19 protein-coding genes are annotated in these 20,515 nt (G+C 40.6%); 5 read left to right on the plus strand and 14 right to left on the minus strand.

Translation table 11 applies throughout. The features are described 5' to 3' along the window. Window positions 1–198 precede the first annotated feature (198 nt). The 9 genes from H1A14_RS19755 to H1A14_RS19795 form a co-directional block, all read right to left on the minus strand. Entirely contained in the window at window positions 199–1,266 is a 1,068-nt protein-coding gene (locus H1A14_RS19755; protein WP_194778034.1) for a zinc-binding metallopeptidase family protein, read from the minus strand. Between the two features lie 174 nt (window positions 1,267–1,440). After that, a complete protein-coding gene (locus H1A14_RS19760; protein WP_194778035.1) occupies window positions 1,441–2,019 on the minus strand; it encodes an O-methyltransferase in 579 nt (192 codons plus the stop codon). 200 nt (window positions 2,020–2,219) lie between these two features. Continuing rightward, window positions 2,220–2,366 (minus strand): lmo0937 family membrane protein, encoded by a 147-nt coding sequence (locus tag H1A14_RS19765; protein WP_194778036.1) that lies wholly within the window; start codon window positions 2,364–2,366, stop codon window positions 2,220–2,222. Window positions 2,367–2,456: 90 nt separating this feature from the next. Further along, a complete protein-coding gene (locus tag H1A14_RS19770) occupies window positions 2,457–2,921 on the minus strand; it encodes a hypothetical protein (protein ID WP_194778037.1) in 465 nt (154 codons plus the stop codon). A gap of 747 nt (window positions 2,922–3,668) precedes the next feature. Continuing rightward, complete coding sequence (locus H1A14_RS19775; protein ID WP_194778038.1) at window positions 3,669–4,496, minus strand: sensor histidine kinase; 828 nt, start codon at window positions 4,494–4,496, stop codon at window positions 3,669–3,671. Window positions 4,497–4,515: 19 nt separating this feature from the next. Next, the gene (locus H1A14_RS19780) at window positions 4,516–4,962 is read right to left on the minus strand and encodes a response regulator (protein WP_194778039.1); all 447 of its coding nucleotides are present in this window, start codon (window positions 4,960–4,962) and stop codon (window positions 4,516–4,518) included. Between the two features lie 5 nt (window positions 4,963–4,967). Then, window positions 4,968–5,552 (minus strand): helix-turn-helix domain-containing protein, encoded by a 585-nt coding sequence (locus tag H1A14_RS19785; protein ID WP_194778040.1) that lies wholly within the window; start codon window positions 5,550–5,552, stop codon window positions 4,968–4,970. Between the two features lie 268 nt (window positions 5,553–5,820). After that, complete coding sequence (locus H1A14_RS19790; protein ID WP_194778041.1) at window positions 5,821–7,146, minus strand: DEAD/DEAH box helicase; 1,326 nt, start codon at window positions 7,144–7,146, stop codon at window positions 5,821–5,823. A 75-nt stretch (window positions 7,147–7,221) separates the two neighbouring features. Continuing rightward, entirely contained in the window at window positions 7,222–7,746 is a 525-nt protein-coding gene (locus H1A14_RS19795; protein WP_194778042.1) for a GNAT family N-acetyltransferase, read from the minus strand. A 354-nt stretch (window positions 7,747–8,100) separates the two neighbouring features. On the opposite strand from H1A14_RS19795, the gene H1A14_RS19800 reads away from it, so the two are divergent. Both H1A14_RS19800 and H1A14_RS19805 read left to right on the plus strand, forming a co-directional pair. Next, the gene (locus H1A14_RS19800) at window positions 8,101–9,612 is read left to right on the plus strand and encodes an FAD/NAD(P)-binding protein (protein WP_194778043.1); all 1,512 of its coding nucleotides are present in this window, start codon (window positions 8,101–8,103) and stop codon (window positions 9,610–9,612) included. After that, window positions 9,596–10,507 carry an AEC family transporter gene (locus H1A14_RS19805; RefSeq protein ID WP_194778044.1) on the plus strand — a complete coding sequence of 304 codons (912 nt, stop codon included), beginning with the start codon at window positions 9,596–9,598 and terminating at the stop codon, window positions 10,505–10,507. Before H1A14_RS19800 ends, H1A14_RS19805 begins: the two co-directional genes overlap by 17 nt. A 35-nt stretch (window positions 10,508–10,542) precedes the next feature. Here the strand turns inward: H1A14_RS19805 and H1A14_RS19810 are convergent, their stop codons facing one another. Beyond that, on the minus strand, window positions 10,543–11,442 hold the full coding sequence (locus H1A14_RS19810; RefSeq protein ID WP_194778045.1) for a cation diffusion facilitator family transporter: 900 nt from the start codon (window positions 11,440–11,442) through the stop codon (window positions 10,543–10,545). Window positions 11,443–11,874: 432 nt separating this feature from the next. On the opposite strand from H1A14_RS19810, the gene H1A14_RS19815 reads away from it, so the two are divergent. Next, window positions 11,875–13,545, plus strand: coding sequence for a Na/Pi cotransporter family protein (locus H1A14_RS19815; protein WP_194778046.1), 1,671 nt, complete (start codon window positions 11,875–11,877; stop codon window positions 13,543–13,545). 60 nt (window positions 13,546–13,605) lie between these two features. Here H1A14_RS19815 and H1A14_RS19820 read toward each other — a convergent pair whose 3' ends face one another. Further along, a complete protein-coding gene (locus H1A14_RS19820; protein WP_194778047.1) occupies window positions 13,606–14,436 on the minus strand; it encodes a universal stress protein in 831 nt (276 codons plus the stop codon). Window positions 14,437–14,576: 140 nt separating this feature from the next. Here H1A14_RS19820 and H1A14_RS19825 point away from each other — a divergent pair, with 140 nt between their 5' ends. After that, window positions 14,577–15,341, plus strand: coding sequence for an SDR family NAD(P)-dependent oxidoreductase (locus tag H1A14_RS19825; RefSeq protein ID WP_194778048.1), 765 nt, complete (start codon window positions 14,577–14,579; stop codon window positions 15,339–15,341). A 127-nt stretch (window positions 15,342–15,468) separates the two neighbouring features. Here the strand turns inward: H1A14_RS19825 and H1A14_RS19830 are convergent, their stop codons facing one another. Further along, a complete protein-coding gene (locus H1A14_RS19830; protein WP_194778049.1) occupies window positions 15,469–16,536 on the minus strand; it encodes a hypothetical protein in 1,068 nt (355 codons plus the stop codon). Between the two features lie 642 nt (window positions 16,537–17,178). Here H1A14_RS19830 and H1A14_RS19835 point away from each other — a divergent pair. Then, a complete protein-coding gene (locus tag H1A14_RS19835; protein ID WP_194778050.1) occupies window positions 17,179–17,835 on the plus strand; it encodes a Crp/Fnr family transcriptional regulator in 657 nt (218 codons plus the stop codon). 18 nt (window positions 17,836–17,853) lie between these two features. On the opposite strand, the gene H1A14_RS19840 is transcribed toward H1A14_RS19835, so the two are convergent. Continuing rightward, window positions 17,854–18,459 (minus strand): carbonic anhydrase, encoded by a 606-nt coding sequence (locus H1A14_RS19840; RefSeq protein ID WP_194778051.1) that lies wholly within the window; start codon window positions 18,457–18,459, stop codon window positions 17,854–17,856. 122 nt (window positions 18,460–18,581) lie between these two features. After that, window positions 18,582–20,327, minus strand: a complete 1,746-nt coding sequence (locus H1A14_RS19845; protein ID WP_194778052.1) for a SulP family inorganic anion transporter — start codon at window positions 20,325–20,327, stop codon at window positions 18,582–18,584. Window positions 20,328–20,515 lie beyond the last annotated feature (188 nt).

Here is a 20,515-nt window from a genome sequence, read left to right on the forward strand (position 1 = left end):
TTTAGGCGGGCCTGACCGAAAATACAGGCGGACTTCGACAGGCTCAGCATGACGTTTACGAAAGACCTGTTCAAAAATAAAAGGCGACTAATTTTTTTCGAAAATGAGATATTTCAAAGGCATTTTACCTTCACCGTAAGAGGAGTTCTGTTCTACTACTTACAATTTTTACAACTTGACATAAATCACCAATGCACATCACTTCAGAGCAGCTTGATGAATGACTTCATGAATAAATTTAAGTTTTCCTTTTACAGTGGCATTGATCACAAAGGGATACAGGTCCTTGGCACCCATGCTACGGTTCAGGCTGTTCATCATGATGGATAGCGGTAGCCATTCCTCAAATATTTTTTCAAAATCCGCACAATCATAGGCATTATCTTCCATTTTGGTGGAAAGAACCTGATAATGGTTGTCATTTTTAGGCTGTATTGTAATCCCAAAAGCATAAGCAGTTTCCAAAGTATCCACGATATGGAGGTAATGGGCCCAAGTTTCGGCCCAGCTTTCCCAGGGATGCATGGTGGCATAGGCACTGATGTAATTTTCCTGCCAGTTTTCAGGTGCACCATTTTGATAATGTTTCTGAAGGGCATCTTGATAACTGGTACTTTCATCTCCATACAGCTCTCTAAAAGTTTCCAGATGTGCTGAGTCTGCAATCAGTCTATCCCAATAATAATGGCCGATTTCATGCCTGAAATGTCCCAAGACTGTTCTATAGACCTCATCCATGCTGTTCCTTGCCATTTCCCTTTCCACATCATCCGCTTCGGCAATGTTCATGGTGATCAGGCCGTCTGCATGTCCTGTAAGCACCCTTTGCCCGGGAGGCATCCCTGAATCTGATTTGAAATTAAACGCCAAGCCGATCTCAGGATCGGTTACTTTGCTGATAACCGGTAATTTCCATCGCAACAGGGCATAAATCAGCCAATGTTTGGCTGTTTCTATGACCCTCCAACGTTCCAGATACTCAGGTTGCGACAAATCAGGTATGGTTCTGTTGAGAGAGCAAGCCATACAAAAAATAGCCGGGTCATCGTCAGGAATCACCCAATTACACACATGGTATTGGCTATTGGAACAGAAGTGATAGGCTTTGCCATCGGCTGCGGATATCAAGCGCCCATCAGGCTGAGGTTGAAGGGAAACCATTTTAAGTTTCAAACCGTCAAATCCCAACTGGTTTTGGCAATTCAGGCAAAGGGTATTGTCAAAATAAACAGGTTGACTGCAATGGTCACAGGTAAAAAGCTGCATGGTAGAAAAGGTTTTGTTTGAGGAGGAATAGCACTAAATTTACCACGAATTTTCCATTTTAATGCTGAAATTTTCAAGTGAATTGAATGTCTTTTTTTAATGAAAATGGTCTCTATTAAACCCAAAGAATGATAGGCTAAGGAATAGCGTGCTTAGAAAAATTTTGTATCCTTGCTAAATTTTTGTCGCCACTATTAGGCCGGTGGCCCAATTCATTTTGGCAATGACCAAATCTTTCCTAGCTTCCAAAGTATCGATCAATTGGTGGACTTTATCCTGATGTCCCTCAGGCCAGTTGCTTTGTGGAAGCAAGTCATCAATGATATAAAAGCCACCCTTGTGTAACATGTCGAGTGTCTCATCCAGCATAAGAAATTTCCCATGCCAGGTATCCGCAAATATAAAATCGAACATATCCCCTTTGTTCCGTTTTAGCCATTGGCCACCATCCTCACAGACCGAAGTCAACCGAGTATCATTACCCAAGTGTTTTTGGGCGATATCTAGGAATTTCATGTCATGATCTACAGAGATCAATGAGGATTTCTGATCCATTCCAGCTAGGATCCAAGCGGTTGAGATCCCCGTACCCGTACCCAATTCCAAGAATCTGCTTCCTCGCTTGCTGGCTGCCAGGGTTTTTAAGAGAGATCCTGTTAGGGGTTCTGAGGCCATTGTAAACCCTGCAGAATCCGTATCTGCAAGGATGGAATGGAGTGCTTTTGGGAAATCTGAAGAGTTGGGATTGTTCATAACAAGGAATTTAAACTGAAATTTAATGAAGGGTAAGTCGATTTGCCAGCTTAAAACAAATTTTGTATCCTTTACCTAGGTTTTGTTCAAACCCTAAGCTAGTCCCTAACATATAAACCCTTCCACCTTTACGGAAGTATCCAAACAAAAAAGCCCCAATTGGGGCTTTTCTCTCTGCATGTTCTTTTCTTAATTCCGCGCTAGGCCCTTCTGATGACGGCCAGGATGATGGAAATTACGGCAATGACCAATAGGATATGGATGATGGCTCCTGCACTGTATACAAAGAAGCCTAAAATCCAGCCTATGATGACGATAACTGCAATCAAATACAATAATGATCTCATGGTTTTGTTATTTACAATTGAAAGATTAGATAAAAAATCCCCCAAGGCCAAATGCCCTGGGGGAAATGGTGGGTTTTAGATAAAGTTTAATTAATTATTGTCTTTATAATTATTCTTGATGTGGCGAATTCTTTCATCCGCTTCGTCCTCGATCATGTCAAATTCTTTTTTGATTCTGTCTTTTTGATCATCACTGGTAGCTGCTCTGAATTCTGTTGCTTTCTTATCCAAGGCTTGGATTTTTTCTTCCACATTTTTCATTAAGCTATCGTAGGCTGAAGAGGCTTGACCGGCTCTGGCAGTACGTTCCTGCTTCAATTCCATGAAGTCTTTTTCAAGACTCTGCTTGTCTTCTACCAAATCCTCATAGGTGGTGGTAAACAATGTTTCGACTCCAGTATTACTTCGGTCTGTATCACCAGTCCTACGGTCCATATCAGTAGTTCCGTCTCGGTCACTTAATGTCCCGTCCCTGTCTTCCGTTTGTCGGTTGGGCGAGTCGCAAGCACTCATGGTGAACAACAATCCTGCGCATAAATAAATTATTTTTTTCATGGTTGTATTGGTTTAGTTAGTGGAAATGATGAAGATAAGGCACCCGCTTTCTTTACAAGTCATCAATTCATGCCATATGAGCCTACTTGGTTCCGTGTTTAATACGGCACCAGCATTTGCAAGATTACTGTTTCAGAGCACAGGAGGGCTTCTCGTGCCGGGTTGTAGTGGTTGGTTAAGTTCTCATAAATTGATCGACTTGAAAAACAAAACCTGTTCCCTGAAACTATCCAAATGATATCGTCCGAAATTTGTCACGAAACCGCAAGCGCTAACATTCACTGATATATTATTTCCCAGACTTGCTCAGAAAGCGGAATACGCTATCTTAATGATTTTATTGTACTTTTTTAACATTGGCGATATGTACTCCACCAACCATTAAGTCCATTAAACAAAGAGAATCATATAAACTTAGATGCCCACCAAACACCTATAGGGTAATTTGGATCTAAGTTCAATTCAACTGTTAATTGTTGGTGCTTTCCGAAAGGTGGAGTAACATATCAAGTAATTTCTTTCGTCTTTCCTTTAAATTTTCTGCCAGTTGAGGCAAAAATCAAAAGTTAATGAACAACAGATCTGCAGCAGTTGAAACATTGAATTTTGATATGCTACAAATGTAGGGGGTGTTTAGGGTTTTTCGGTTACAAAACTTTCTATAATTGTTACAAGGTTGTTATAAATTGCATTATTTATACAATTTATTGACTAAAAATAAAATCCATCATGAAAAAAAAAATTAATTTAAACCAAGGAGGGAAGGTTTTTGGGCAACAGTATAGTAAATAGCGCCCCTTGATTAGGGATGCCTTTGGCAAAAATGAAGCCTTTATGGTTTTCCATGATTTTTTTGCATATAGACAAACCTATTCCTGTACCAGAATATTCATTTTTCCCATGTAACCTTTTGAACATCTCAAAAATCTTTTCGGCATGTTTTTGATCAAAGCCGATCCCATTGTCCTGGACAGTAATTTTGACAAGGTCAATCTCATTATAATCCCGAAACATTTTGACATCTGAGGGTGAAATGGGTTCAGTCCCTATTTTGATTTCAGGCACTGAATCTTTGGAGACATATTTAAGTGAATTGCCCAATAGATTTTTAAACAGCTGTACCAATTGAAAGGGAATCCCATTAATTTCCGGCAAGTGAGATCTGTGAATGATGGCATCTTTTTCTGCAATTTCCTCTCCCAGTTCCTGCAAAGCGATCTCTAACATCTCCCCTAAATTAACTTTTTCAAATTTGCTTTCCGCTCCGGAAGTGTGAGATAACACAAGCAGGTCATGGATTAATTGCTGCATCCTATGCGCACTGTTTTTGATCTTTTCAAAATAAGTGAGTGCTTCAGCTTGAAGCTTCAAATCTTCTGCTTTTTCCAGACGGGAAATAAAGAGCTGTATTTTTCTGAGCGGTTCCTGCAAATCATGGCTTATAAAATGGTTGAAGGAATCCAGCTCCTCATTTCTCTTGGTTAATTCTGCATTGCTGGCTTCAAGTAGCTTTATGATTGCTGCCTTTTCCCTTAAATCCTGAATAACTTCCTTCTGTTCGTTTGTATCTGCCATGGTAATGTTTCGGTAGCATCTATATGCTGAGCAGAAAATTCTCTTTGTTCATTCCAGAACTGAAATACTGCCAGTTGGTCGTGATCACCCTATTTAAGACTTTTTTTAAAGACTCAAAGTCGTTAGGCTTTTTGATATAAATGTTGGCTCCTTTAACGAATGATTGCTCTATGTCCTCTTCAGAGGAAGAAGTGGAGTAAATAGCCACTGTAAGTGAAGCAAGTAACTCACTATCCCGGATTTCCGAAAGGCATTCCATGCCACTTTTACAGGGCATGTTTAAATCTAAAAAAATAACATGGGGCATTTCTATGGTGGGGTCCAAAAGATTATTCATCAGCTTTTCACCATCCTCTACTATCGTCAACTCAGTATTCAAATTCAATTCATCAATGGCCTCCTTGAAGAATAACCTATCATCTTCGTCATCGTCCGCTAATAGGATTTTTATCGGTTTTTTGTTCATTTAATTTAGTTGGAAGTCAATTCTTGTTTGGAGCTAATCTGTTTGGCCTGTTTTCTTTTGTTGACAATTCGCTGGAAAGCGGAAGGAGTGAGGCCGGTAGTTTTTTTGAACTGATTGGAAAGATGGGCCACACTACTGTAATTGAGTTTGTCTGCGATTTCGGTAAGGTTATATTCACCGTGGATGATCAAGTCTTTAGCCCTTTCGATTTTTTGAAGAATGATGTAATTCTCCAGCGTTGTCAGGGTTTCCTCTGAAAATAAATTGGTAAGATGCCCATAACTTAAATTCAATTTTTCAGACAGATAGACCGAAGTTTTGGAAACTGGGGGATTTTCTTCAGAGTAAATCATTTCAAGGATGGCATCCTTTATTTTCTGTACGAGGAGATCTTTTTGGTTGTCCACGATGCTAATGCCAAAAGAAGCCAGGTTTTCTTTGAGTTGGCAAAACAGCCCAGCAGGGATGGATGACTTCAATTCCACCTCATTACCACCCAAGAAAGCATAATCAATCCCTAAGTGATCCAATTCCATCTGTATAATTCTTTTACATGCTAAATGGATGTCATAACGAAATTTTAAATTCATAATCTAGGCTTAACAACGAATTCAAATATTCTCCAAAAAAATCATTTTAACAAGAATTTTTTTACGGGTACCTTTGAAATATACGTGAACATAAATTTCAAAGGTTCAAATTGGTATTTTCCGTTACAGTTGATTTGAAATTTAAAACTAAGGTAAAATTTTCAAAAGGCCAATAATTTAAGTAGATCTTTGATTTAAGTTAATCTTAATTTGGCTCACTTTAACAAAAAAATACATAAATTTTTTCCAATAAAACCAAATTTCGGCATCAACTGGCCAATTCAATTTTGACTTTTGTTTTCTTGATTTTTTCACCTTGGAGCTTCGATAGTACTTTTTCAAAAACGGGCTTTTTAATGGATACATAGGAGGCAAAATCAAGAATTGTGATCAGACCGATATCTTCATTTTGAAGTCCTCCTTTTTGGGTCAAAAATCCCACAATATCTCCTTTGCTGATTTTTGCTTTTTTCCCGGCACTGATGTACACATTGTCATACAAGGGGGGGGCAGAAACTTTCAATGACTCCGAAACTTCTTTTTCAGGCAACTCCTCTGGAATATACTCTGGCAATATTTCGTCTTGAGCAAGAATCAGGTAGGCAATGCCATCGGCATGCATCCGTGCGGTCCGCCCATTGCGGTGAATGAAAGCCTCTTTTTTAGGAGGCAATTGGTAATGTACCACATGCCGGATTTCCGGTATGTCAAGTCCTCTTGAGGCCAAGTCTGTAGCAATCAGCAAATTGGTGGCACCACCTCTGAATTTGATCAGGTTCTTTTCCCTATCTATTTGCTCCATCCCTCCATGCAGCAAACCATGGGCAATCCCATGTTCGTTCAGCAATAAGCTGATTCTGTCTACAGCCTCCCGGTGATTGCAAAAGACGAGACATGCCTCTTGGTCAAACTCTGCCACAAGGCGCATCAGAATATGGGCTTTTTCTTTGCTTGAGGTGTTGACCAGCATAAGTTCTAACTTGGATTCCTTTTCATCCTGAAGAAAATTCAGTACTTCGGGATGTGAGAAAGGAAGAAAATCCGGTAACTTGTGCAGTTTGGTAGCAGAAGTCATCAAATGTCTCTGATTTCCGGTCAGCGCTTCGAATATGGACCTCAACTGCGCATGAAATCCCAATTGCAGCGCTTTGTCAAACTCATCCAAGACAACGATCTCAATGTCTTTGGGATCAAAAGAATCTCTTTTCAGGTGGTCTGAGAGTCTTCCAGGCGTACCGATGATGACAGCTGGTGGATCCACCATTGAATTTTGCTCTATTTTGAAAGGGTGGCCTCCGTAGACACAGCTTACCTTGAAGGAGGTTTTCATGGCTTTGAAAACCTGCTCGATCTGCAAGGCCAGTTCCCGCGATGGCACAATGATTAGGGCCTGCACCTGATGGTTTTCAGGTTTCAGCATTTCCACCAAAGGCAATAAAAAAGCCAAAGTTTTACCAGTTCCAGTAGGGGCAAGGAGCATGGCATTTTGACTTGTTTTGATCAATTTTATAAATGTCAATTGCATCTCATTGAGAGCAGATATTGAAAGGTTTTTGATGAATTCTTCCGTTGGAAGTGGAGGATTGTTTGCCATAACACAAAGGTAATCAATTAAATGGTTTAAAAGGATTGAGTGATTGTAGAGGAAGGGGAGACCGCAGGATTTGATCTACCAGGTTCTCCGGTATAGCGATAGGACCTCATCCTGTCCTTTTAACTTTAAATTGCTTATAAATTGCATGTTCAACTTTTGCAACAAATGGATGGATCTTTGGTTGGTAGGTAAAGTAATTGCATCTACCTTTTCCAGCATCCAGACTTTATGGGCATGATTAAGCAAAGCATCTGTAATTTCAAAAGCATAACCCATGCCCTGAAAGTCCGGCAAAAATGCGAATCCCAGGTTATGGTTTTCTAATCCTCCCCTTTTTTTTAGACCACACATTCCTATTGGGAGAGCATTTGCCTTACACCAAACCATATACAAATCAGATCCAAAGGTAGCGTAACCTGAAATCGGTCCTTCCTTTAAATAGGTTGTTGCCGCCTCATGCGAGTAAACCCCCTTGTCTCCAATGTTTCTAAGCCAGCCTGGGCTATTGAGGAGCTGAACAATGAAATTGCAGTCATCCAAAGTGAATTCCTGCAGTCTAAGACGTTCGGTCTCTAGGATTACCTTTGGCTTACTTTTCATTTCGTATGGACTACTATCCAATGCATACAACAAATATCATCCAATTTACCAGAACTTTCAATTTTTCCAGTTCAGCAGCTTTAGGGTGCATTCACTTCAGAGCTTCATGCTTTTCTCTATTATTCTGATATCCTGTAACCCTTCATACTTTTCGCCTACAAACTTTCCCGACTCTTTGACCTTTTAATACCAAATCATTATCAATTCTCACCAAAAATGTAAATAATAAATTATTTGGTATCATTCATGTGGCTTAAACAAAATAACTTTAGAAATATTTAAGTATTAAATTATATGTATTTTTGATATTAAATCAGAAAATCTTTCACCAAGCTTTATAATCCAATATTTAACATGAAAAACATCACCATCATAGGAGGTGGCGCCTGTGGTGTGGCGGCATTTTTGGAATTATTCATCCAGATTACCTCACAAAAAATCACAGACCAAGTCAAGATAACGCTCATTGAAAAGTCAAAGCCCTTTGGATATGGTTTGGCATTTGGAACCGACCAAAAAGGTCACTTGCTAAATACGCAGGCTGAACTGATGGGGATCTTCGCATCTGAACCGGGTCATTTTTCCCAATGGCTCAAAAAAAACGGGGGTAAGAAAAGAAAGGATGTCAAGGGAAAGGGCAAGACGGACAGGTCTTATACCACCCGGGAATTGTACGGGGATTACATTGCATCCCAATTCGAGATTTTTTGTAAAAGGGCCAAAGCGGTTGGCCTTCAACTTGATCTTTTGGAAGCTGAGGTGAATTCCATCTTAAAAAAAGGAACTAAATACCAAATAAAAGGAGAAAATCTATCATTGGAATCGGATTTCGTTGTGATGGCTTTGGGAACGCCTAAGCCAAACAACTATCCTGAATTGTATGGGAAATTGGGTTTTGTGGATTTTCCCTATCCAGCAGACCATATTTTAGAGGAGATAGGTTCCAAAGACCATGTAGGAATACTTGGAAGCAGTCTGAGTGCGATAGATACTATCATGACCTTGGTAGACAACGGACACAACGGCAAGATCAGCCTATTTTCACCAGATGGGCTTCTACCAAGGGTTCAGCCTATCAAACCCAAATCCGTGATCAGAAAGAAATTGACCATAGAGGCCATACATCAGCTGCAGCGTAAAACCTTAGAAAGGCCTAAAACAAAGGACCTCTTCAGGCTGTATCGAAAAGAAGTGGAAAAACTGGAGAAGCAAACCATCAATTGGAAAAAGCAAAACCGAATGGGAAAAGATCCCGCAAAATTATTGGAAAAGGACATCCAAATTGCTGAAAATGGGGGAGATGCCATGATGCAGGTAGCTTACTCTCTCCGCCATGACACGGCTACAATTTGGAATTGGATGAGCATGGAAGAGAAGCTGCGTTTCAAAAAGTGGTTGGGACCCCACTGGGCTATCAATAGACATGGCATGCCTTTGCCCAATGCACGCCGGCTAAAAAAATTATTTGGCAAAGGTAAATTGGAGGTAATCCCTTTTCTTGAAAAAGTAAATTTTGATGAAGAAACGAGCGTATTTTCGCTACAAACCAAGGATTCCCACACATACCAAGTGAGCAAACTGATCAATGCTACAGGAGCAGCATCCCAATTAAAGGACATGCACAGTCCTTTGGTTGAAACCATGGTAAAAAACAAATTGCTGACACCTTATCCAATGGGTGGTGCCATCATCAACGCCAGAACCATGGAAGTACAGGCCGAAAAGGCAGGAAATGGTATCTACGCCATAGGACACCTGGTCAATGGAGTGTTGATGGATGTCAACGCAGTCTGGTACAATGTCAAAACAATCGAATCAATGAGTCATGACATCATTTTAAAAATCAGGAATGGGGATTTTTATTGAGTTTTATACCCAAATTTTCCCTTACCTGCTAGCGATACCTTTTGGCTATTGGATTCAGAGAAAAGGAATTTTTCCAAAATCATGGCTAACGAATCCACTGATATATGTACTGATGCCCGTTTTGGTCATCCACCATGTTTTGGAAGCCGATCCAGTCAAGGTTACGGTTTTACCTGTTATGGCTTTTGCCCTTGCTTTGGCCATGGTGCTTCCAGCCCTCTTGGCTTCCAAGACTTTTGCTCAAAAATATGATGTCAATCTGCTCAAAAGTTCCTTTTCTTTCTTTAATGTGGCATTTTTTGGAATCCCTATTGTAGCTGTACTTTTCGGAAAGGAAAGCATTACGGTACTGATCTGTATTTATATAGGCACGGCCTTGTATGGAGACATTGTGGGTTACTATCAAATGGCTAGGTCTACCAACTCCAGAAAGGCTTCTATAGCTAAAATCTTTCAGGTACCTTTTATTTATGCTTTTGTATTGGCGGTGTTTTTAAAGTTGATTTCCTTTGAGAAACCTGATTTTGTCAGCTCTATTGCGGATGTTTTTGGTGTGGTAGTTTCTTTTGCAGGGATGATGATCATAGGGAGTAATCTCAGCAACATTAAATTTAAAGGACTGGATTGGCCATTTATCAGCAAGCTGACGGTCTTGAGATTGTTTTCGGCAATCGGCTTTATGGCTGTTTTGATGCTTGCCGAATATCATTTTCTGGATGTATTGGAATTAGAGGACCGGAAAATGTTGGCAGTGGTTGCCCTCTTTCCAGTAGCAGCCAATGTAACAGTTTTTGCATCCTTTTTTGGATCGGAAGAGGAAAATTCGGCCCTGTTGGTTTTAGTCACCCTGGTGGTTTCTTTGTTGCTTGTGCCCCTGTTGGCCTCTTTTTTTTAGCTTCAAGCTTATTTCGTCGTTTTCGATAGAGAACTTTAAACGGCCCATTTTCTGTCGAGAGTAAAACATATGACCAACCATTTTTGAAGGGAAATGACAGATAATTGTCTGGAAATTTCCTCTCTAATTTGGTCCTGTTCCGAAAGGGTAGGTTGTCTGCCGGAAGGGTGGACCACAAAATCCATTTCAATAAACAGTTTCGGGCCTGATTTAGACACCCGAAGAAAGGATTCCTGAAAATGATGCTGTTTTTCTGTGTTTTCTACGACATTTTCACAAATCCCTAGGTATTCGTCGTCCGCTGACATTTCAAGGATTTCCTTGATTTTTTTACTGATGTTGATAAGAGGAACCTTCAAAACATATGCGGAAATCAACATGACCATGACGGGGTCTACATAGGGCATCAGGTGGGCGTAGCCAAAATAACCCATACCCAATGCAATTACAAATCCGACCATAACAGCAAGGCTAAGGAAACTGTCCATTAGCCATTGCTCTGTCTCGGCTTTAACAAATCCAGAGGCATTGGTTTTTTGTTTTTTTCTGAAATAAAGGTAGACCAGCAGGCTACTGATAGAGGCAATGATTGCATACAAAATACTGGATTGTGGATCAACCTCCTGACCGCCTGCAATGAGGCTTTTGAAACCTGAAAAAAACGCAAACAAACACAAGATGGTAATCACTACAAACTTTACCAAAATGACCAAGGGTTCGAGCATCTCTTTTCCATAAGGGAATCTAAGAAAATCCGGCTTTTCCATATAAGAGGCCGAAATTAAAGAACTGATAGAGAGCCCCACCGTAATCAAGGTGTATATTCCATCAAATAGAATGACTTGGGAATTGGCAAATACACCCCAAATGATAGCTAGTAAGGCCAAAGCCAATGCCATCCAAATTGAAATTTTTAAAATTTTTCTTTCATCCATGTCAATTTTTGTTAGGAGGGAAAACTTTGTCAATTAATATCCTGTATGTACGCGATGATGCCAGTAAAATGGAATTAAATATAATTCTAGCCAATAAACTGAAATGTTCCTTACTTCCGACTTCGGACTTCCGACCCGTTTGAAGAAGAATATTAGGTCACTGTCAAAGAAGCGGATCACCATTATAAATATTTATAAAAGCGCTTGATGCCGACAATAATCTGTTTGATCTTTCCATTTTCAGGCAACACTAACCTGGGTATTCCATCTTTTTACTTCTGTACCTTTGAAGTTTTCAGAAGAAGTTAGAATCATTTTCAATGAAACCGAAAATAAATGTTATAAATATAGGATAAATCAAATTCTCTTCAAGGTTGATATTCATACAATTCCTTCTGTTTAATTATATTTGAGTTGCTGTACATTTGACTTATGGATCAACCCTCCTTTGATTTTTGGAAATTTCTTGCAGGTATCGGGATATTCCTTTACGGAATGGGCCAACTCGAAACGGCTCTCAAATCCTTAGCCGGCAAATCCTTTCGGGAAATGTTGCAACGTTTTACGGATAAACCTTGGAAGGGAATTTTGGTTGGTGCTTTGATTACGGCAGTTCTCCAAAGCAGTTCTTTGGTGACTTTGATGGTTTTGGCCTTTCTTGGTGCCAAAATTCTCAACCTGAGATCTTCCATTGGTGTGATTTTGGGAGCTAATCTCGGTACTACCATCACGGCATGGATCGTAGCTACCCTTGGATTCAAGCTCAGTGTGGCGGATTTTTCTCTGCCCTTTTTGGGATTGGGCAGCTTGGCAGTGATTTTTTTCAGTCAACGTCCATTTTTGAAAAACATCGGCTATTTCTGTATCGGCTTCGGCTTATTGTTTCTGGGGCTTGATTTCATGAAAACTGCCATAGAAGAAGTGGCGACTCAGATAGATTTTAAACAATACCAAACCTATGGACTTTGGATTTTTCTCTTGATTGGCATTGTTGTCACTGCTTTGATCCAATCCAGTTCGGCAATGATGGTCATCATCTTAAGTGGCATACATGCCGATGTAGTCACCCTCACCCAAGCAGCCACCATGGTAGTAGGAGCCAATATTGGTACCACAATCACCGTTGCTTTGGGAGCGCTTCATGGAGTAGCGGATAAAAAACGGCTCGCCTTGGCTCATTTTTTGTTCAATGTCATCACAGGTCTAATCATCTTTTTGTTTATAGAGGAATTGATCGAGTTTACGATGCGGATTTTCCTCATTGACGAACCGCTCATTGAACTGGTACTATTCAATACCGTCATCAATTTTATAGGAATTCTGCTGTTTTTTCCTTTTCTCGGACTTTTGGAGAAATGGCTTATGAAAAGGTTTATTTCGGATGTACCTGAAGGGAATACAGAATACATAAAAAATGTAAGCACCCAAATTCCACAAGTGGCCATATCAGCCGTTGAGAAAGAAGTTTCCGCCACTTTCCAGAAGACAGTTTCTTTCATTTTTGAGGCATTTGGGATCATGGAACTGCATGTACCCAAAACAGGTACCTGGAAAAAACTGATGGCAGAAGAAAAAGACCCCATGGTCCAATACAAGCGGATCAAAAGCATCGAAGATGAATTGACCAGCTACCACATAGCGCTCCAGGAAGAGCATCTCTCCGAAGAGGAAGCCATGCAGTTGACGTCTCTGATGTTGGGTCTGCGGCTGATGGTCTACAGTGCCAAAGACATCAAAGACATCCTGCACAATCTTCAGGAAATGGAAGAATCAGATGAGAAAATAATTTTAGACCTACTTTTTAGGCTGAGAGAATATGTTAAAAACAGCATCAGCATCATGCAGGAATATGTAAAAAATGATGATGCTTCCACCGAACCCATTCCTAATTGGGGGGAGCAAAATAACCAGTTTTACAAAGAAACCATTTCAGGGTTGTATGATGAACTGAAAAGCAACAAACCATTGGACATTTCTATGTCTACATTGACCAATGTCAATCGGCAGACCATTTCTGGTTTGGATAACCTCGGACATGCCATCATCCATTGGAAACACAGGAAAGACATGGTCATTGAAGAAGAATTGAATTTTGGTCACTGATGGTATTTTCTACCTTAGTTTGCACAAACAATTTCTTCAGAAAACCATGCAATGATTCTCCTATATTTCAGATTTCACGCTTAGAACAGGAAGGTCTGACTTGAATAATACGGTTTCAGTTACGCCAATCTGGTAGCTGCTGGATTTCTTCCGGTTTCCAGAGGCAATACCCACATAACCGATTTTATTTTCCTCACAGAATTGAATGATTCCATTTTCTGCATCATCATGATTGTACACATGCTGATGGATGACCAAATCTTTAAGTCCTTTGGAAAAGTCCTTCATCATCGTTCTGATTTTAGCGGAATTTTGGAAGTGGGATGGGGAATTGATGTAAACAAAATGAACCGAAGTGCCCAAATCATGGATAATGGGGAGCATGCGGGTAAAGGCTGGTTTGCTGGACTCTGTAAAGAGAGAAGCAAAGGCCATTTTTCTAAAATCTTTCGCCATCATGGTCTTTTTAACTGCCAATATCGCACAATCTGCTCCTCTCATTACTTTTTGAAGGTTGGATCCTATGAATTTCCCTTCCTGATGGCCTCGGCCATAAGCCCCAATGACAATCAGTTCAGCTTTTTGTCTGGCTGCTGTTTCCAGTATCTTATCTGAAGGAACGCCTATGTCCACCAAGGTTTCTATGGGTACGTTTTTTATTTTTTTGTCCAGAACAAATGCTTTCAATTTATCAGTTGCTTCCGCTTCCTGATCCAGAATATCTTGGTGTTTGGATTTTTCAGCTTTACTCATGTTTTTCCAATCCAATCCGGAGCTGATTACATTGAGGCAGGTTATAGAAGCCTCTTTTTTACTGGCTATTTTGACAGCTGTATCGAAAGCATGGTTTGCATAGGATGAGAAATCGATGGGAACTATGATTCGTTTCATGGTTTTTGGGCTTTTGATTAGATCAAATTTCTTCAATTTTTGGCTGATTTAACATGACAAAAATCATCTTAATACCTGATTATTAGCCCATTGAACGAAAATAATCTTCCTTAATTTTGAGTTAACCAATCCAAAACAGCATGGAATTAAAAGGAAAAGTAGCCATCATTACAGGAGGAGCAGGAGGAATAGGACTATCAACAGCCAAACTTTTTTTGTCTGAGGGTGCTAGTGGTATCATGCTGGTGGACAACAATCAGGAAGCCTTGAATGAGGCCAAAAATGTTTTGAAATCCGATTTAGTAAGGTTTATGAAATGTGATGTATCCCTTTCTGAGGAGGTCAAAGCCTATATGGAGAAAACCATTTCTGAATTCGGCCGGATTGATGTCTTGTTTTTAAATGCAGGCATAGAGGGCGTAGTAAAACCCATTGTTGACTATCCAGAAGCAGTTTTTGATCAGGTAATCGGGGTCAACGTGAAAGGAGTTTGGTTAGGCATGAAACATGCATTTCCCCATCTCAAAGCCAATGGCGGAGGGAGTGTCATGATCACCTCCTCGGTAGCCGGCCTAAGGGGAACAGCCCAGGTCAGTGCTTATGTGGCTAGCAAGCATGCGACCATTGGCCTGATGCGTGTGGGTGCACTTGAAGGTGCTCCTGACCAAATCAGGGTCAATTCAATTCATCCTTCTCCGGTAGACAACAGAATGATGCGTTCTCTGGAAGAGGGATTTGCTCCCGGAGCGGGGGAACTTGTCAAAGAAAACTTTACAAAAATGATTCCTTTAGGCAGGTATGGCACCAATGAGGACATGGCTAATTTGGCACTTTTTCTGGCTTCAGATAAAAGTCGGTTCATCACAGGAGCTTCTTATGTCATAGACGGTGGGTTCACCGCTTAATGATTAGTAAATGTTGTCAAAACTGTAAGCGGAAAGGCTTGATCTGACCATTGAATCTATACCTTTTTCAATTCGAAAAGTTCTACTTACACACATTTTATCGAACAAAGTTTTTACATTTAGGCATTTAATCTTTTAAAATTTTCCCAGTACGAACCCACTTTGACTGCATGTGCCATAAGCCTTCCATATTTTTGTACAATTTAGCATTCCATTGGTAGGTGGTTGGCCATTTTTTAAAAACTTTGACAATACTAAATAAAAACCAGGTGGATAATTTGGTTGTTTTAGGCTTCCATCCCTTTGAAGGGATTACTTTAAGGGCAACAACTTCTTTTTCAGATTGAATGTAATATTCTCCCGAGATGAGTCCAATGGAATCATGACCGGAAATCACAAATTTGCCTTTATAACTGGTATTCGGCGGGAAAGTATTCAACGAAGGGAATGAAGGAGTAAATTGCATTGTAAGCAAATGAATGTTATTCTTTACACACATTGATTTAATTGATGCTGATTGTTTGTTCCATTCGATTTCATAGATGTGGTTTCCTTTTTCAAAAGTAAGCTGCCCCGGTTTAATGTTTAAGGTTTGCCACTCTCCTTGGTATGACGGATTTAAAGTGGCAATCAATGGCTTAGGGCTGTAGCGCACAAAGGTCATTTTCTGAAAATCCATAGGTATTGGAAAGGGGTCAACTTTACGAAGTTGATTGCCAATTGAAACCAAAATATCGGTTTGGTTTTTTCTCACAAAATAGAAATCATGAAGGAATACCATAGGCAAAGATGTAGGATGAGTTGCGGCATCGCCCATTGGTGCCAGCAGTCCGAATGTTTCTCTTTTTTTCGGATGCTTTTCCCAGATCGCAATTTCAATATCTCTGCCTAAGATATCCTTAAACTTATAATGGACCTGCACGCCACAGTCATTCACTTGATTGTATGCTTTATCCATGTGAACGGGAACCATCTTATTTAATCCCGCCCCTGCTATGCTATATTTTGCCTCATCGAGATTCAAAGCATGTTCGTGGTAAACATCAATTTTTTTATCTTTTCTCCATCCGATCACTAAATGTCCCATACCGTTGATTTCATCATTAAATACCTGAGGCTCTAGCCCTACATAGATAGAGTCCGGATCTTTCTCAAAAGTTATAAGAAGCAGCATCTCCATTGGGTCAATTTCCATGCAGAATGGAAAAAGGATGCCATTTGAAAGGTCGGGTGTACTGTTTTTTGAAGACGATTCACTCATAGCTGTAAGTTTAGAAATTAGGATAAGGTATGGGAATAAAGTACAGTAATTATACTGGTAAGTATTTAAAGGTAAAAAGCTGTAGCCCTTAAACAAAACAAATAGGATACTTAGAAAATCAATCAACTCAATCAAAATGAATCAAGCAAGTATATGAGGGTTAATCTGGTTTGTGTATATCCGAATTGGCATTAGAGGTAAAATTTCGTGGTGCTCTCCTCGGCAAGCCTGTCTACCGAAAGCTAGCTTGTTGACAGGAAAGCTTGTTTTGATATGATTGGGGTTTGGGAGAAATGCGGTTTGTCTCATTTCTCCCAAACCCCTCACCATAAAGTAAAAGAACCCAGGGCGCGATTCCGATAAGTATCCCGGAGGAGATCCTTCCTAATGAAATGATTTAGCGGCAAATAAAGGATATTCCAAATGCGGTGAATTGAATCAGTGGGAACCAAGCTGTCTTTAATTTCCTTTTTAACTTGCCTAAACAAAATGTACGAGAATAACCTGTTTCTTTTTAGGCTCTTAACACTTATATTGAACCGCTACCGGGATAATTTAAACAAAAAATAGCCGTATATGCAGATTGAAGCATTGAAATCCATTTTGCCTACCATCACCGATCCTGTGTTATTGGGAAAAATCCTGGAATTCGGGCAGATTATGACTTTGGAGCCAGACAAGGCCATTATGGAACCTGGGCAGTTCATCAAAATGGTACCCATTGTTCTTGAGGGAGCCCTTAAAGTGATCAGGGTAGATGAGGATGGCAAAGAACTTTTTCTGTATTATCTTGAACCTGGAGAAACCTGTGCGCTTTCCTTAACGTGTTGCAGTGCCTCAAAACCCAGTGAAATCCGAGCGATTTCCGAGAATCAGACGACTTTGATAGCTATTCCCGTTCAAATGCATGAACTATGGATGGATCAGTTCAAGCAATGGAAAGAATTTGTGGCCAGTACTTACCAACAAAGGTTTCAAGAAATGTTGGTAGCCCTGGACGCTGTAGCTTTTAAAAGGATGGACGAGCGATTGATGCGCTACATCCTAATGAAGATGAAGCAGCAAAAGGCCAATGAACTTCATGTCACGCATCAAGAAATCGCCAATGAACTCGGCACTTCAAGGGAAGTTATTTCCAGGTTGCTCAAACAGTTGGAAAAAAAGAAATGGATTGAATTGGGAAGAAATGTGATCTATATCAGGGATGATTTTGAGGAATTGATCAACAAATGATCACGCATTTTAAGCGATTCAGGTTTGAATGGGAATTTGCAATTCTTTAACCAATCCGGTATGCATGTCAAATACCCATGGATGCAGGCGAAGTGAAATTCCAGCGTGAGCAGCAGCCCGGTAAATGGAAGTCTGTTTGATATTTTCCACTTGGGCCAAGACATTCAACTCGACCAATCGATCCAATCTGCGGTTTTCATCTTGGATCAGGTCGAGTTCTTTTTGATGTTGATTTGCCACCACTTTGATCGGTGCCAGCCAATTGTCAATTAAGCCTAATCCTTTGTTTTCATAAGCAGCGCGAATTCCCCCGCAACCGTAGTGACCATAGATGATGATGTCTCTGATTTTTAAAACTTCTACAGCATACTGCAAAACCGATAAAAAATTGAGGTCGGTGGGATTGACTACATTGGCAATATTTCTGTGGATAAACAAGTCTCCCAACTCTACACCGAAAACCTTGGAAGGGGAGACCCTACTGTCTGAACAACCCAACAACAGGGCACTGGGCTGTTGTCCTTCGCATAACTGATTGAAATAATCAGGTTTTTGATCAAGCAGGATCCGCCCTACCCAATTGCGGTTATGCTCCAGAAAATCACTGACTTTGAGTTTACACATGAAGAGGCTGATTTTAAGTGATGGAAAATGGAAAATCAAACTGGAAGGTTCAAGGCAATAAGCGACTTTTAAGCCTTTTCAGCGTATGGTCAAGCCACTACTACCTAAAAGTTGGTGAATATTCAATTTTTTTTGAGGTTGCTTTGTAAAGCATAGGGTGAATACCGCTCTAGCGTATCTGGATCCAAGTTGTCATCAAATGAATCCAACGCCGTATTGTCATCTACAAATATGTGGTCAGGACCCACCTGTTGCATCAATCCCCATCGGTTGAGGATATCTCTGACTGGGCCTTTGATGCTGCTGACACATACATCGATGCCTTCTTTCCGCCAATCCTGTATCCATTCATTAAGTTCATGCGCTCCACTACTGTCTATATGGGTGATGCTCTCCATGTTGAAAACAATCATTTTCACTTGATTCTTTCTCTCCATGAGCCATTTGTCCATTTTGTTTTTGATAAAGGCGATGTTGGCAAAATAAATAGGGCCATCAATCCGGACCATTAATAAATCCGGTCTTACTTCCAAGTTATCAAACCGTTGGATGTTTCTGAAGACATTGGTGCCTGGGATCCTTCCTAACTGAGCCATATGGGGGGTGGAAGCCCTATAAATCACCAAAAGCAGCGAGAGCAACATGCCTGCAATGATGCCAGTTTCGATGCCCAAGGTAAGGGTGATCAGAAAAGTGGCCAAAAGCATGGTAAAGTCAGTTTTGTCTTTTTTCCACAGCAAGATGGGTTCTTTGAGATCGATCAATCCGGATACTGCCACCAAAACTACCGCTGCAAGAATCGCATTGGGCAGGTTATAAAACAGTTCCGTAAAAAACAATAAAGTCATAATCACCAAAAGGGCACTGAAAACAGAAGACAAGGTGGTTTTGGCGCCTGCCTGATTATTGACAGCTGTCCTGGAAAAACCCCCTGTGACCGGATAACCCTTGAAAAAAGCGGCTCCGAAATTTGCCATTCCCAAAGCCACCAATTCTTGGTTGGCGTCCAGCCTGTAGTTTTTGTGCTTGGATTGAATGGTCTTGGCCACAGCAAAACTCTCCGCAAAACCTACCAATGAGATGGTCATGGCAATAGGCAACAAGGCCTTCCAGCTGTCCCAGTCAAAGGAGGGCATAGAAAATCCCGGCAGTCCGCTGGGGACAGAACCAACAATCCTAACCCCTTGACCGGAAAGATCAAATGCCCAGACCAAGCTTATCCCGGCAATTACCGCCACAAGAGGCGCAGGAAAAGCGGAATGGATTTTTTTTCCATACTTTATAATGAAAATACCCAGAATACCGATTCCAAAAGTCAGCCAATGAATGTCTGAGATGTTTTGGAAAATGGCCAGGATCATTTCCTGAAAATGCTCCGAATTGGGCAAATTGATGCGGAAAAGGTGCTTTACTTGGCTTAGTCCTATGATAATGGCCGCTGCAGAAGTGAAGCCATTGATGACAGGGTGGGAAAGAAAATTGACTACAAAACCCAATCTCATAATCCCCATACCAAATTGAATCAACCCAACCATAAAGGCCAGGGTCAAGGCATAAACCAGGTAAGATTCCGGACTTTCTGCCCCCAAAGTGGCAATGCCAGCTGCGGTAAGCAAAGAAACCATGGCCACAGGACCTACCGCCAGTTGCCTGGAAGTACCGAAAATGGCGTAAAGCAATAAGGGAACCGTGACGGCATATAATCCATGAATGGGCTCCAGTCCGGCCAGCATCGCATAAGCCATGCCCTGGGGAATCAACATGATGCCCACGGTCAGACCGGCAGACAAATCCCCCTGCAAATCTTTTTGCTTGTAAACCTTCAAGCTTTCTAAAATGGGAAAAATCCTTGCGATTTGTTGTTTCATCCTACTAATGTAAATGGAGTCTGAATGCCTCTTCAAGTTATTAACAATATTCAGAACATCTTGAATTGAATTACAAAAATGATGGTATTTTAACATTCAATCAGTGACAAATATCACGCGAAATTTTACATCATAAATTCACATAACCTTCTTCTAATCAGCGTTTAAAAACAGTATCTACTCATTCC

It is taken from the genome of Pararhodonellum marinum, from assembly GCF_015354735.1.
Classification (GTDB): Bacteria; Bacteroidota; Bacteroidia; order Cytophagales; family Cyclobacteriaceae; genus Pararhodonellum; species Pararhodonellum marinum.

Bases quoted from the DNA above. Each gene is read 5' to 3' on its own strand.
- H1A14_RS19760 (WP_194778035.1), bottom strand. From the start codon at position 2,019: ATGAACAATCCCAACTCTTCAGATTTCCCAAAAGCACTCCATTCCATC.
- H1A14_RS19815 (WP_194778046.1), top strand. From the start codon at position 11,875: ATGGATCAACCCTCCTTTGATTTTTGGAAATTTCTTGCAGGTATCGGG.
- H1A14_RS19780 (WP_194778039.1), bottom strand. From the start codon at position 4,962: ATGAACAAAAAACCGATAAAAATCCTATTAGCGGACGATGACGAAGAT.
- H1A14_RS19840 (WP_194778051.1), bottom strand. From the start codon at position 18,459: ATGTGTAAACTCAAAGTCAGTGATTTTCTGGAGCATAACCGCAATTGG.
- H1A14_RS19765 (WP_194778036.1), bottom strand. From the start codon at position 2,366: ATGAGATCATTATTGTATTTGATTGCAGTTATCGTCATCATAGGCTGG.
- H1A14_RS19755 (WP_194778034.1), bottom strand. From the start codon at position 1,266: ATGCAGCTTTTTACCTGTGACCATTGCAGTCAACCTGTTTATTTTGAC.
- H1A14_RS19810 (WP_194778045.1), bottom strand. From the start codon at position 11,442: ATGGATGAAAGAAAAATTTTAAAAATTTCAATTTGGATGGCATTGGCT.
- H1A14_RS19800 (WP_194778043.1), top strand. From the start codon at position 8,101: ATGAAAAACATCACCATCATAGGAGGTGGCGCCTGTGGTGTGGCGGCA.
- H1A14_RS19795 (WP_194778042.1), bottom strand. From the start codon at position 7,746: ATGAAAAGTAAGCCAAAGGTAATCCTAGAGACCGAACGTCTTAGACTG.
- H1A14_RS19820 (WP_194778047.1), bottom strand. From the start codon at position 14,436: ATGAAACGAATCATAGTTCCCATCGATTTCTCATCCTATGCAAACCAT.
- H1A14_RS19845 (WP_194778052.1), bottom strand. From the start codon at position 20,327: ATGAAACAACAAATCGCAAGGATTTTTCCCATTTTAGAAAGCTTGAAG.
- H1A14_RS19785 (WP_194778040.1), bottom strand. From the start codon at position 5,552: ATGAATTTAAAATTTCGTTATGACATCCATTTAGCATGTAAAAGAATT.
- H1A14_RS19775 (WP_194778038.1), bottom strand. From the start codon at position 4,496: ATGGCAGATACAAACGAACAGAAGGAAGTTATTCAGGATTTAAGGGAA.
- H1A14_RS19770 (WP_194778037.1), bottom strand. From the start codon at position 2,921: ATGAAAAAAATAATTTATTTATGCGCAGGATTGTTGTTCACCATGAGT.
- H1A14_RS19835 (WP_194778050.1), top strand. From the start codon at position 17,179: ATGCAGATTGAAGCATTGAAATCCATTTTGCCTACCATCACCGATCCT.
- H1A14_RS19830 (WP_194778049.1), bottom strand. From the start codon at position 16,536: ATGGAAATTGACCCAATGGAGATGCTGCTTCTTATAACTTTTGAGAAA.
- H1A14_RS19825 (WP_194778048.1), top strand. From the start codon at position 14,577: ATGGAATTAAAAGGAAAAGTAGCCATCATTACAGGAGGAGCAGGAGGA.
- H1A14_RS19805 (WP_194778044.1), top strand. From the start codon at position 9,596: ATGGGGATTTTTATTGAGTTTTATACCCAAATTTTCCCTTACCTGCTA.
- H1A14_RS19790 (WP_194778041.1), bottom strand. From the start codon at position 7,146: ATGGCAAACAATCCTCCACTTCCAACGGAAGAATTCATCAAAAACCTT.